Below are 13,456 nucleotides of genomic sequence, written 5' to 3'. Positions count from 1 at the left end.
AAAATGGCAAACAAGTAAAACTCTCAAACAGGACAACTACTATACTGCTTTGCTCCTCTGTGTTAATGTTGACGGTTGCCCCTTTATTTCGCTAACGGAATGTAAAAAGAGCATGTTTTAATCAAAACATGCTCTTTTTTATACCGTTTTTTAGATTATACAGCTTCCTCTGCGGTATCGAGCCTCGTTCCGTATATCCGATAAAGAACCAAAGCGAATACCATTCCTATAAAGGAGATAGAGGAGATGAACAGGTAAAGGGTCTTCCCTCCATATGCTCCATATATGGCTCCGCCTATATAAGAAGCAATGATTCCCGAAACCCCGAAGAATAGCAGCGCCAGTACGGTCTGGCCTGTGGCACGCCATTCCACCGGAACGATACGGTAAAGATATTGGATGGCCGCCGAGTAGAAAATCGGGAAAGTCAATAGCTGCATGACTTGCAAATAAGCTAATAGCTGTGGATCGGTAATCCACGCAGAGACGAAATAACGGATAAAGAAAAACGCTGCTGCAAACGAAATGATGATGATTTCCTTACCTTTGCGCAGCCACCAAAAGCTTAGGGCGAATACAACGATTTCACTTCCCGCCGCCAAGAACCAGGTCAAGCCTACAAGCTTGGCACTTCCTCCAAGTTCCCGGATATATACTCCAAGGAAGGTATCGTTCATCCTTGCTGGAACAGCACAGATAAAGACCAATAACAGAAAGAGAAGCGTCTCTTTATTACTGAAAAAATGCTTAAGGCTGCTTAAGGTGACAGGTTTCCCTGAAACGGGAGCATCAGGCATCATCCAGCTGACAATGAAGCTGATCAAACCTATTCCTGCAAAAAGGAACGCAAGGCTGTTCGCTCCGAAATATGACATAACATAGCCGGTGATCAACGATATGACCGCATAACCCAATGCACCATATGTCCGGATGGAGCCGTAGCTGATCCCGGATTTCTCTGCCATCGTAAAATTGAGGCTTTCCGTCAGGGGATCGATCGGCATCAAAAAGAAATATAGCAGCATGGCAAACAGGATGAGCTGAAGATAACTGCTTGAATCATAGAGGAAATAACCAATTACGCTCGAGAAAAAGATGAGTAACAACAGGACTTTTCGTATTGTCCTTGTTTTGTCGCTGATCATTCCCCATAAAGGCTGGGTGATGAGGGTGACAAAACCTCCTGTACCGACGATGAATCCGATTTGGGCTGGACGCAAACCTTGATCAGCCAGATAGACTGGGAGAAACGGAATGAAAATGGCAAGCAGTCCAAAATATAAAAAGTTAAAACTCTTTAATAATCGTATTGCTTTCATAAAAAATATGATACCTCACGTGTTCTATAGAATGGATTGATTTCAGACCATGTTATTGTATCATTGATGACAGAATTTGAAAAAAAAGTTTAAATTTTATGGATGAAAATAGAATGATAGAGTTGGTTTCGAGGTTAAATTTTATTTTTAAAAAATGGATGTAAATGATAGAATTAACACTTATTGTTAATTGGGGAGGGTGGTAATTCATGGACCAGGACACAAAAGTAATTCAAGAGTTGCAGGAATTGAAGCAAAAAGTCGGTCATCTGGAAGACTTATTAACGCAGCAAAAGAATAAAAAGGAAAAAGCAGGACCATTTCGAATCTTCCTGGACGCAGTAGGCTCACTGCTATTTGGATTAATTGTTGTAGGACCGGTTATTGTGATTGTCGTTGGGGTTCTGATGGTGGCTGCATCCTGGTTAGGGATGGAGTTTTAAAAGGTTAGGAGAGTCTAGGAAAATCAAGAAGCTTATTTGAAAATATTGATTTGATTAGGCAAAACAGGAGCTGTGTTAATTGTGGATTTTTTCCAGCCGGAATTATTGATGAAAAAGACCTTTAAAAGCCGCCGTCATTCCGGATTTATCGGTTCCATTTTGTTAGTTAGGATATTAGAGGGTATTTATCCTATAATTATATAAAAATGAATTTGTTAAAATTGACCCAGAGAAATTTGAGCTAATAGAGTGATGTCTTTAGTTGTTATTGCGGTAAGCCTTTTCGTCATTGCTTATACGTTGGCTACTTATTTCGGGATCTAGTTCAGATGTTAGCTGCACTCGTAAACAAAGGAAATTAATTTGGGCTAGAGGGCAAAATACGCCCTCTTTTTATTTGCTTTGCTCTAAAGTAAAGACTTCTGTATTACCATCCCATTTGATTGTTACATTTATAGGAATACTTTCATTAGTAACTGAACACCCGCTACATGCAGTCGATATTTCAATGGTTGGTCCTTCATGGTTTGTTTCATTTTGCTTAGTTTCTCCATCATTAATTGAAATCTCCATAGTCTTGAAAAATACATCGCTGGCTACATCTTTATATTTAAAAGTATAGGTTCCATTTTCCGAATCTTCAGTAGCGGTTGCAACATACTCTCCTTTCCAATGATCGCTCTCCCCAGAAAGATTCATGTATTTATCACCGTTACTACACCCAACCAAAACAGATAATAAAAAAATTATAATAATTAAGGTTTTTTTCATTATGTCCTCCAAACAGATAGTGAGTTATTCGTTAGAGTTATTTCCTATATAAATACTATAACATTGAATATATGGAAAAATATAGAGGAAACCGAGTGCGGGAAGAAGGTCACGGTTTTGCTTTTCCATCTAATTATAGACGGGGAAGGAGGTGACCTCATGATACATTTCTAACAGATAAGCTGCTGTAGCAACCAGTCTTATCGCCTGCGTTTGCCAAGAAACGGAAATAGAACCACTCGTCTTCACAAGATCGTAATAGCTGGCTCAAGTTGATCTCCCCTAATTTATTTCTTTGAAAATATTATCCTAAGAAAGTTATTGACAAATTTACCTTGAGTCCGTATAGTATTGGATATTATTAAAAATATTCAGATATAATTTTTGAAACGCAATGATCAGGAGTAGTAAAAGCTCATTATTCGGTAAAGAGAGCTGCGGGTTGGTGCAACGCAGTCCAATGATACTTTGAACTTGCCTGGGAGTGGTAAAGCGAAAGATAGGAATTATTCCATTCTTTTGTTTTAACGATTGACCTTCGTTACAAGGTTTTTAAAGCAGGGTTCTAAAAGAGAGCCAATAAGAGTGGTACCGCGGTAAGCTTAAGGCATATCGTCTCTTTCTTCATTTGATTATGAAGGAAGAGACGATATGCTTTTTTTGATTTTGGGGAGGTAAGGATATGGAAACGGACAAACGGAATTTACAGAGGACAATGACTTCAAGGCATATAACGATGATGGCATTAGGAGGTGCCATCGGGGCAGGTTTATTTAAAGGAAGCAGTTCAGCCATTGATATGGCAGGTCCTTCCGTAATCATTGCGTACTTGATAGGAGGCATCATCCTATTATTCATCATGCAAGGTTTAGCTGAAATGGCGGTCCGCAATAGCGGTGCACGAACATTCAGGGATTTGGTCCAATCGATTTTAGGAAAGTATCCTGCCTATTTCCTGGATTGGATTTATTGGAAAATGTGGGTATTGAATATCGCGGCCGAATCAGTGGTTGCGGCAATTTTCATTCAATATTGGCTGCCTGGATATCCAATCTGGATATTGGCATTAGCTGTTTCGGTTTTAGTTACTGCGGTTAACTTACTGTCGGTAAAGGTTTTTGCTGAAACGGAGTACTGGCTTGCTTTAATTAAGATTACCGTCATCATTGTGTTCATCATGGCTGGATTATTGTTGCTGCTCGTTACTTTTGGTGATCATACAGCCGTCGGTTTTTCTAACTTGACCGAGCATGGAGGTTTCTTTCCGAATGGATCGACAGGTTTGATCACTGCGATGCTGGTGGTAATCTATTCATATGGCGGTACGGAAATCATCGGGGTCACATTAGCTGAAACGAAAAATCCTGAAAAAGTGGTTCCAAAGGCCGTTCGCAGTACATTGGTCAGGATCATTTCTTTCTATATCATTCCTTTTTTCATCATCGTTAGCTTAATTCCTTGGAACGAAGTAAACGGAGTGAAGGAAAGTCCGTTTGTAATGGTCTTTCAAATGATCGGTATTCCTGGTGCCGACCATATCATGAACGCCGTTGTTCTATTAGCGATCATTTCATCGATGAACTCCGGGTTGTATGGATCATCCCGCGTTCTGTATACACAAGCCGTGGATGGTCGCGTTCCGAAAATCTTTTCCCGTTTATCCAAGAAGAAAGTACCTGTTCCCGCAATATTAATGTGTACTTCCGCTTTATATGGCGGTGTACTGATTTCCTTATTTGCTGGAAGCAAGACCTTCGATTTCTTAATGGGTTCGCTTGGATATACCGTATTATTCATCTGGTTGATCATTGCTTTCGCCCATTTGAAATCACGTAAACAACAGTCAGGAAAAACAAGTGCCTATTCGGTAAAATGGTTCCCGTATACGACCTGGGCTGCGATCATCGCTTTAATAACGATCCTGATCGGAATCATTTTCACGACATCCATAGTCGTTACAATCATTACACTTTGCATCTACATCTTCATTTCCTTAACGTATGTATGGAAAAAACGCCATAACAAAATCTAGAGAAGGCGGAGTGATCACTTTTGCCTTCCCGCATATAAGTTTCCGTTTCAAGCCGTGGTATATGCCATGGCTTTCGTTATGTATTCATGGTCTGATGAAAAGTAAGAGATATCCATTTTACTAGTTCATGGGAATCATTAACTTTAGCAATTAAAGAGTTAATCTAGTGAAAAATGTTGTATAATAATCTTTGGAAAAAAACCAATATATTGAAAGTCGGAGCGAGCTATGAAAAATAATTCCTTACTATCCTTTCACCCGTTATATTATTTAATACTTTTGGTGATTACTAGTTCCATCTATTCAATCATCAATCAATCTTCAGGTCATGCTGTCGATGTTACGACTATAATAGATGGGGAGATTCCCTTTATTAAAGAATTTGTCGTTCCTTATTTACTTTGGTATCCGTATATTTATGGATTGCTGATTTACTACTGTTTTGTTGACCGAAAGCACTATTTCGTAGGATTAGGCAGTTTGATATCGGGGAAACTTTTCTGTTTTCTTGTATATTGCCTTTGGCAAACGACAGTTCCGCGTCCGGAAGTGGTGGGTAACGATATATTTGCCCATTTAATGCGATTCGTCTATAGTCATGATCAACCTGTCAACTGTCTTCCTAGCATACATGTACTGACTACATTCATCATGATGATCGTTGCCCATAAGCGGAAAGAAGAGCACAAATGGGAGTATGCCAGTGTCACTGCATTCGGAACACTGATCATCCTCTCGACGCTATTTACGAAACAGCATGCTGTATTGGATGTACTCGCTGGAATACTCCTTGCATGCGGGGTATATGCAGCTGTCCAGTATATGTTCCAAGCACTATCGGCTATTCAGGCCAATCATTACACAGCGAGGCAAATTAAAAAGTAACCATATGTAAAAAAGCATCGAACCTCCAATGGAAGTCCGATGCTTTTTTATTTTACATTTCAGCTTCGATTTTCAAAGATGATTCTTCACTGAACTGTTCCTTATCCAGGTCGCCCGTTATTTTACTAGTCAGAATACCGGAAGTCATGCTTCCGCTGACATTCACAGCCGTTCTCCCCATATCGATCAATGGCTCGACGGAAATCAACAGGCCGGCCAAGGCGATTGGCAGGTTCATTGCAGATAATACAAGGATGGCAGCGAATGTTGCGCCTCCGCCTACACCTGCAACCCCGAAAGAACTAATGGCTACGATGGCAATCAACATGGCTATAAAGGAAGGATCTAGCGGGTTGATCCCAACCGTTGGAGCGATCATGACCGCTAACATGGCCGGATAGATTCCGGCACAGCCGTTTTGACCGATCGACAAGCCGAAGGATCCGGCAAAGTTGGCAATACCTTCGGACACCCCTAGTTGTTTCTGTGTTTGGATGTTCAATGGCAGAGCGCCAGCACTTGTTCTTGAAGTGAAGGCAAACGATAATACCGGGAAAGCTTTTCTCAAATATACGATTGGATTCAATCCTGCAAGCATCAGCAATAGCAAATGGATAAGGAACATGACAATCAGGGCGACATAAGAGGCACCTACGAATTTTCCTAATTTCAGGATGGCATCCAAATCGCTCGTAGCTACCGTCTTCGTCATGATCGCCAAGATCCCGTAAGGTGTTAAACGCAGGATCAATGTTACTACGCGCATGATGATGCTGTGCAATGTATCTACTATTTTAGCAAAAAATTCAGCATGTTCAGGCTGTTTCCTTTTGACTCCTAAATAGGCAATCCCAAGAAATGCAGCAAAAATTACAACGGAAATGGTTGATGTCGGACGTGCACCCGTTAAATCAAGGAACGGATTGGACGGAATCAATTCAAGAATTTGCTGCGGCATCGTTTTATCCTGAATCGTACCGTATGTTTCCGATATTTGATCCCCGCGGCTTAACTCCGCTTCCCCTTGCTCAATTTGAACGGCTTCCAAATTGAATACAGTTGCCGAGGTGATCCCGACAGCAGCTGCAATCGCAGTCGTTCCAAGCAGGATTCCGATGATCAGGACACTGATCTTTCCAATATTGCTAGTCAGTTTCAATCTTGTGAATGCGGATAAGATTGAAATGAAGACAAGCGGCATGACGATCATTTGCAGGAACTTGACATAGCCGGAACCTACAATGTTAAACCAATCGACCGATTTAACGATCGCATCTGACTGAGGTTCATAGAAATACTGCAAAAGAAGTCCGAATACAATTCCTAAACCAAGTCCAGTAAAGACCCTTTTTGTAAAGGAAATATGCTTCTTATTCATGTAAAATAAAACGCCTAAAAGAACGAGCATTATGGCAAGATTTAAAAACACATAACCAATCATATATATTCCTCCTAATTCCGATTAACCAAATGAGAATAATGAATATCTGAAGCCTATGATACATCATCCGCTGATTTTTTACCAGAAAAAAATAATTTATTTTTGACTTTTGTAGTAATTCATGTATTTATCTTTATTCAGGAACTGGATTTGAGGGAACAATAAAGGGAAGCTGGATCAAGCCAGGGTACAAATCTTCATCTATCTATTTATCAGGAAGGATAAGCCCTTTGTTTTCTTGAATGATAGATTAGGAGCGTTTTTTTGAAAGGGTGGAAGAATAATGGATATATACATTGACAGGCTTAATGAACGGGATGCACAAGCGTTATTTGCATTTGAATGCAATAATAGAAGGTTTTTCGAGCAAACGGTCCCAGGCCGGGGAGATGATTATTATAGCTTTGGATCGTTTGGAATCAGGCATAAGGAATTATTAAAAGAACAAGAAGATGCTATCTCTTCTTGTTATTTGATTAAGGATGGTTCAGGCATAATCGTCGGCAGGATTAATCTTGTGGATATCGACCCCGTTAATGGTACGGCTCATGTCGGTTATAGAATCGGTGAAGCGTTTACGCAAAAAGGGTTTGCGAATGAAGCTCTAAAGCTTTTGGTTAATCTGGCGCCGGAATTGAATGTGACTCAAATACATGCCAAAACTACAAGCGACAATATCGCTTCCCAAAAGGTTTTAGTGAAAAACGGTTTTGAACGGATTTCGATTGATGAGGAGTTTAGTGTGGATACGGGTCAAAGCTAACATTCTACCATTATAGAAAGAACCTTTAAATCCATTTTCTTCTATATAATAGACCGCATCCCATTTTTTTAATTGTGAAAAGATTGGGAGTATACTATACTAACGTTGTATTTAATTGTTTGGAAAATTTTGCGAAGTTCATATATTTGCCGCTGGGTGCCTTTGTGTGAACAAAGGGTAACAGGGAATCGGGTGCAAATCCCGAGTGGTCGCGCCACTGTAACCAAGGAGTTTTCTTTCAGGATGTCACTTGACCGTCAGTCAGGGAAGACGAAAGGAAATGTTGATATGGAAGCCAGGAGACCTACCTAGTGAGCATCACCAATTTTTCCTTCGCTGAGAGGAGAGGTGTTCGAGAGTAAGAAAAGGCGGACTTAGGTCCTTCCGTATTTTTTGGCCTATACTCGTAACTCCATTCTTTGTTAAAAGGATTGGGGTTTTTTTGTGTTTTTTTTGAAGGAGGATTTCATCATTGGAAGAGTCATTGATTAGAAGCTCATTGAAAGAGAGAGGGGATGTGCTTGAAGAACCTCATTTTGAGAGAAATGCCAAGCGCAGGTTTCGTTTTCTGCTATTTTTCTTGCTGTGCATCCTTTTATTATCAGTTACATTCGCTGTTACCCTTGGGCCAGTTAAGATGTCAGCAATAACGGTTTGGAAGATCGCCTTAGGGCATCTGCCTTTTATCGGTGGTTTTCTGGAGGTGAATTGGAGTATCGCACAAGAGCGGATCATTTGGGATATCCGCCTGCCCCGTGTATTGCTCGGTGCGGTGGTAGGTGCGGGATTATCCGTAGTGGGTGTCGTCATCCAGGCCTTGGTGCGCAATTCACTTGCAGATCCGTATATTCTGGGCATTTCATCTGGTTCCTCTGTTGCTGCAACCCTTGTCATTCTTTTTGGGGCGCTTCCTATATTCGGTCAATATGCGTTATCATTCGGTGCCTTCCTGGGGGCCATGGCTGCGATGCTTTCCGTGTATTTATTGGCTCAAGTGGGAGGGAGAATTCAAACGACAAGGCTGTTATTGGCGGGTGTAGCCATTTCGATGATCATGTCTGCCGTCACTAATTTCATTGTCACTCTTGCACCAAAAGATTCCGGCATCCGTGAAGCGATGTTTTGGATGATGGGCAGCTTAGCGGGGGCAAAATGGGAATACATACCGATTCCAGCGGTTGTGGTGCTTGTGGTTTCCTTGTTCCTTATCGTACAATCCCGCTCCCTCAATATCTTATTGATGGGCGAAGAAGTAGCCGCGACGCTCGGAGTCAATATGGAAGCCTTCCGTAAAGTTCTGATCATCATTACATCCCTTGTTACGGGAACAGTTGTGGCTGTAAGCGGTTCGATTGGGTTCATCGGTCTGGTCGTACCGCATTTAGCCCGGCTATTGGTCGGGACAGACCATAAACGTGTTCTTTCATGCAGCATATTGATTGGCATGATCCTCGTCATTTGGTCAGATGTTTGTGCCCGGCTGGTCCTGGCACCTCAAGAACTTCCGATTGGCGTTGTCACCGCACTTTGCGGAGGACCATTCTTCATTTGGCTTTTGCGGCGAAGTTCATATTCATTTGGAGGTGGGGGCAAGTGAGATTAGCTATTGAAGAAGTATCCTATTCAATTCTGGACACTCCTATCATTGAGGATATATCACTGCAAATAAAAACTGGGCAGTTCGTTGGGCTGATCGGTCCGAATGGGAGTGGGAAATCCACTTTATTAAAAAATGCTTCTCGGATCTTGAAGCCTCATACGGGAGCTGTTCACCTGGACGGCCGTGACCTTTACCGGCTTTCACAGAAACAAACAGCCAGGGAAATGGCGGTTGTCAGTCAGGAAACATCCCTGACCTTCGACTTTAGTGTACAAGAGATGGTTTGGATGGGACGGCATCCTCATAAGCGGTTATTTCAGGGAGATACGGAGAAAGATAGAGGAATCGTCAATCAAGCATTAGCTCGCGTTGAAATGAGTGGATTTGAAGACAGGAGTTTCATGAGCTTATCAGGTGGTGAGAAACAACGTGTCCTCATAGCCCGTGCCCTTGCCCAGGAAGCGAATATCATCATCCTGGATGAACCAACGAATCATTTAGACATCAGGCATCAGCTCCAATTGCTGGACCTTGTAAAAAAGCTGGACGTTACCGTCTTGACGGCTCTGCATGATATAAACTTGGCAGCCATGTATTGTGATCATATATATGTCATCCAAAATGGCAAAGTGATCACATCCGGAACACCAGAAGCTGTATTGACGACAAAAATGATAAGGAAGGTGTTCGGGGTGGAAACGGAAATCGGCATACACCCCATCACGCAAAAGACGCATATCACCTTTTTAGCACATATATAAAAAAACAATGGATATGAGGGGAAAGTATATGACTGTTTACCGAAAGATTTTGTTAAGCATCAGTTTATTGGCAATGATGATATTGGGCGCTTGCAATAACTCCGAGGAAGCTTCAAAGGACGGAGGCAAACAGAGCGAAAAAGGTGGAAAAGAAAAAGTGGTCATCACTAATCTGGATCATGAATTCACCTATGCAGAGGCACCAAAACGTGCGGTTTCGCTAAACCAGCATGCGACGGAAATCATGCTTGCATTGGGGTTGCAGGATTCAATGGCAGGTACGGCTTATTTGGATGACGAAATTTTGCCAAAGTATAAAGATGCCTATGAAACAGTGCCTGTGCTTTCCAAGGAATACCCATCAAAAGAAGTTTTCTTTGAAGCTGAGCCGGATTTTGCATATGCAGGCTGGAAAAGCGCCTTTACGGAACAAACGTTAGGAACCGTCCAAGAGCTAAAAGAAGCCGGAATCAATACATATATCCAAGAGTCTTCCAATATGTCAACACCGACAATAGAAGATGTGTATAAAGATATTGAGAATATTGGACGCATCTTTCATGTAGAAGAAAAAGCAGCGGAAGTCATCAAAGAGATGCAACGGGAAATAAAAGAAACTACAGCAAAAATCGAAAGTGCAGGCAAGCCCAAAAACGTTTTCGTATATGACAGCGGTGAAGAAGTACCGAGAACGGCAGCGAAAAATAATTACATGACAGGAATCATTTCCATGGCTGGCGGCCAGAACATTTTTGGTGATACGGAAGGGGGGTGGCCTGAGGTCAGTTGGGAAGAAGTCGTCGATCGGAATCCGGATGTCATTGCCATCATTGATTACGGAGATATCCCCATAAAGCAAAAAGAAGCATTCTTATTAAATAAAAGTGAACTGGCGGATGTACCGGCCATTCGAAATAAAGCAATCATCGTGCTTCCTCTTTCAGCGGGCGCGGAAGGGATTCGTGCACCACTAGCCTTACGGACAGTAGCGGAAGGACTCTATCCCGAGAAGTTTTGAACCGACCAAGCGGATGCTGAACAAATGACCCGAATAATTGACACGAATGAGACGTGTCCTTGTTCGGGTTTTACTATATCCAATTAGAAGGATAATAGGATCGGTTTCTTGAATTATTTTGTTTGGCAGATCATAATTCGTAAAAATGAAAGTTATAGGAGAAGGAGAATCTAATATGATAGAAGGTTTATATGAAGCCCATTTACCAGTCAAGAACCTGGAGATCTCTATGGATTTTTATAAGAAAATAGGCTTGAAACTAGCTTGGAGGGATGAAGATACTGCCTTCTTTTGGATCGAGGAAAACAAAAGCTGGGTCGGCTTATGGGAAGGGAAGGAATATCAAACTCCATACCACCCTTCACTGAGGCATATCGCCTTTCGGGTAACTTATGATAATATGAAAAATGCATTAACTTGGCTCAAATCCTTGCAAATTGAAGTCGTCCCTTTTGGAAAAAGGACAACCATTGAACCTTTTGTGCGTCCGAACCAAGGAAATGCTTCCGTCTATTTCAATGATCCCGATGGAAATAGTCTGGAACTTATGTGTTCGATAAAAGTCCCTGATTCATATAAGCATATTACCGAAAAACTATCACTTGAAGAATGGGAAGAACTATTAACCAGGTGAACTTTGTAAAGGGAAAATTTCCCTCCTAGTCACAACCATAATATAACTAAACTGTTTTGTTACTTAGGATTTTGCAAATTTTATTCAAGTCCATTTGATAAGAAACAAATCATTGTTTTGTTTGGAAGTTGAGAAATATACTATACGAGTATGAGCAATAAATACGGAAAGGCTTGGCATGTGGATGTTTAAAATTAGAGTGAACCTATTAACTCAAATGACATTACTTATCATATTCGTTGTTTTTATCAGTACCTTACTTGTGAGCATCCTATTCTCTACACTGCTGGAAGACATCGTCGAAAACCATATGGGTAAGCAAGCAATGACGGTGGCCAAATTAGCAGCTCAAAATCCAACGATCATCCAGGGATTTAACGATGAACAGCCCTCAGAGGTGATTCAACCCGTATCAGAAATGATTCGTCAAACAACAGGTGCAGATTATGTAACCATTGCAGACCATAAAGGACTTCGATACTCTCATCCTAATCCAGAATATATTGGGAAGCCTACGGCTACTAGTAATGATGCAGTACTAAATGAACACAAATCTATTATTTATCAAGGAAATGGGATATCGGGGCCAGCGATTAAAGCTAAGGCTCCTATCTGGAATGATAAAGGGGAAGTTATCGGTGTTTCATCTGTAGGATTTTTGGTAGAGAATGTTCAAGATCAAATATCCAATTATAAAATGAAGATTATTCATTTGTCACTTATCCCGATCAGTGTAGGAATCTTATGGGCAATATTTATAGCGCGACGCTTAAAAAAGCTTATTTTAGGTCTGGAGCCTGAGGAAATTTCTTTTCTTTTTCAGGAAAGGGAAGCGACACTTGATGCCATCCGATATGCTACCGTTACGATTAACATTGAAAAACAGGTTACTTCCATGAATAAAAGAGCACGTGAATTGTTTCATGATCATCAGCTTATGGTGGGAAAGAGAGTTGTAAATGGGCATTTAGAAAAACTCATCAAAATGGTAATCAGCACAAAAGAGGGGCAGTTCAATCGTAAGTTACTTTTAGGCCAACAGCTATACATTTTGGATTTATCCCCAATCCTAAATCATAATGACGTCAGGGGTATCGTTTTAACAATAAGAACAGTATCAGAAATTGAACAATTAACTAATGAATTTTCAGAAATCAAGGCCTTTTCAGAAAATATGCGGGCACAAAATCATGAGTTTTTAAATAAATTAAATACCATTTATGGATTACTTAGTTTAAAACAGTATGATAGGGCAATGAACATCATCTCTTCTGAAGTGAGGGAGAGGCAAGATATCATTTCGTTTCTTATGTCATCGGTTAAAGACCCTTTAATCGCCGCCTGTTTACTTGGAAAGATAAACCGTTCAAAAGAATTGCAGGTTATTTTAGAAATAGAACAGGAAAGCAATTTAAACAGTACATTAAAACCTGAGGATTCCCATCACTTGGTTTCCGTTATTGGTAATGTCATCGATAATGCGATGGAGGCAGCGCGGCAAAAGAACAAAAGTGAGGGAAAGGTCAAAGTTTCGTTTACGGATTTAGGAAACGAAATCATATTTGATATCGAGGATAACGGTCCAGGTATCCCTCATGCAATGGAAGATATTATTTTTACAGATGGTTATACGACTAAAAATGGGGAAAATCATGGGATCGGCTTGGCCATTGTAAAAAACTCCATTGGTCTTTTAAGCGGCGAAATTTATATTGATCGCAGTTATTTGGGGGGAGCAAGATTTACAGTCGTCTTCCCGAAGGATATAAAAGCAGAAAAGGAGGCGTGA

Annotated in this window: 12 protein-coding genes, 1 riboswitch and 1 other annotated feature; of the genes, 9 read left to right on the top strand and 3 right to left on the bottom strand. The window is 40.9% G+C overall.

The features are described from left to right. Positions 1 to 155: 155 nt before the first annotated feature. Positions 156 to 1,319, bottom strand: a complete 1,164-nt coding sequence (locus tag ACYP5M_RS11455; protein WP_459735057.1) for an MFS transporter — start codon at positions 1,317 to 1,319, stop codon at positions 156 to 158. A gap of 209 nt (positions 1,320 to 1,528) precedes the next feature. Between ACYP5M_RS11455 and ACYP5M_RS11450 the strand changes: the two genes are divergently transcribed. Continuing rightward, positions 1,529 to 1,762 carry a hypothetical protein gene (locus tag ACYP5M_RS11450; protein WP_459735056.1) on the top strand — a complete coding sequence of 78 codons (234 nt, stop codon included), beginning with the start codon at positions 1,529 to 1,531 and terminating at the stop codon, positions 1,760 to 1,762. 393 nt (positions 1,763 to 2,155) lie between these two features. Here the strand turns inward: ACYP5M_RS11450 and ACYP5M_RS11445 are convergent, their stop codons facing one another. Further along, on the bottom strand, positions 2,156 to 2,533 hold the full coding sequence (locus tag ACYP5M_RS11445; RefSeq protein ID WP_459735055.1) for a hypothetical protein: 378 nt from the start codon (positions 2,531 to 2,533) through the stop codon (positions 2,156 to 2,158). Positions 2,534 to 2,918: 385 nt separating this feature from the next. Further along, positions 2,919 to 3,156, top strand: a binding site (T-box leader). Positions 3,157 to 3,215: 59 nt separating this feature from the next. On the opposite strand from ACYP5M_RS11445, the gene ACYP5M_RS11440 reads away from it, so the two are divergent. Both ACYP5M_RS11440 and ACYP5M_RS11435 read left to right on the top strand, forming a co-directional pair. Next, positions 3,216 to 4,565, top strand: coding sequence for an amino acid permease (locus ACYP5M_RS11440; protein WP_101223124.1), 1,350 nt, complete (start codon positions 3,216 to 3,218; stop codon positions 4,563 to 4,565). Positions 4,566 to 4,793: 228 nt separating this feature from the next. Beyond that, on the top strand, positions 4,794 to 5,450 hold the full coding sequence (locus ACYP5M_RS11435; protein WP_434167661.1) for a phosphatase PAP2 family protein: 657 nt from the start codon (positions 4,794 to 4,796) through the stop codon (positions 5,448 to 5,450). A 52-nt stretch (positions 5,451 to 5,502) separates the two neighbouring features. Here the strand turns inward: ACYP5M_RS11435 and ACYP5M_RS11430 are convergent, their stop codons facing one another. After that, positions 5,503 to 6,891 (bottom strand): L-cystine transporter, encoded by a 1,389-nt coding sequence (locus tag ACYP5M_RS11430; protein ID WP_048679479.1) that lies wholly within the window; start codon positions 6,889 to 6,891, stop codon positions 5,503 to 5,505. Positions 6,892 to 7,174: 283 nt separating this feature from the next. On the opposite strand from ACYP5M_RS11430, the gene ACYP5M_RS11425 reads away from it, so the two are divergent. The 6 genes from ACYP5M_RS11425 to ACYP5M_RS11400 all read left to right on the top strand — a co-directional run bounded on the left by ACYP5M_RS11425 (position 7,175) and on the right by ACYP5M_RS11400 (position 13,456). Continuing rightward, entirely contained in the window at positions 7,175 to 7,654 is a 480-nt protein-coding gene (locus ACYP5M_RS11425; protein WP_459735054.1) for a GNAT family N-acetyltransferase, read from the top strand. 137 nt (positions 7,655 to 7,791) lie between these two features. After that, positions 7,792 to 7,980: riboswitch (cobalamin riboswitch) on the top strand. Positions 7,981 to 8,171: 191 nt separating this feature from the next. Further along, positions 8,172 to 9,251 (top strand): FecCD family ABC transporter permease, encoded by a 1,080-nt coding sequence (locus ACYP5M_RS11420; RefSeq protein WP_434169715.1) that lies wholly within the window; start codon positions 8,172 to 8,174, stop codon positions 9,249 to 9,251. Beyond that, positions 9,248 to 10,015 carry a heme ABC transporter ATP-binding protein gene (locus ACYP5M_RS11415; RefSeq protein ID WP_434167658.1) on the top strand — a complete coding sequence of 256 codons (768 nt, stop codon included), beginning with the start codon at positions 9,248 to 9,250 and terminating at the stop codon, positions 10,013 to 10,015. Before ACYP5M_RS11420 ends, ACYP5M_RS11415 begins: the two co-directional genes overlap by 4 nt. 28 nt (positions 10,016 to 10,043) lie before the next feature. Continuing rightward, a complete protein-coding gene (locus ACYP5M_RS11410) occupies positions 10,044 to 11,033 on the top strand; it encodes an ABC transporter substrate-binding protein (RefSeq protein ID WP_459735053.1) in 990 nt (329 codons plus the stop codon). Positions 11,034 to 11,208: 175 nt separating this feature from the next. Then, positions 11,209 to 11,667 carry a VOC family protein gene (locus ACYP5M_RS11405; protein ID WP_260358449.1) on the top strand — a complete coding sequence of 153 codons (459 nt, stop codon included), beginning with the start codon at positions 11,209 to 11,211 and terminating at the stop codon, positions 11,665 to 11,667. 184 nt (positions 11,668 to 11,851) lie between these two features. After that, positions 11,852 to 13,456, top strand: coding sequence for an ATP-binding protein (locus ACYP5M_RS11400; protein ID WP_459735052.1), 1,605 nt, complete (start codon positions 11,852 to 11,854; stop codon positions 13,454 to 13,456).

The sequence above is a fragment of the Peribacillus sp. N1 genome (assembly GCF_054600815.1).
The sequence above is the reverse complement of the archived record's forward strand: the minus strand, read 5'-3'. Positions and strand labels throughout refer to the sequence as shown.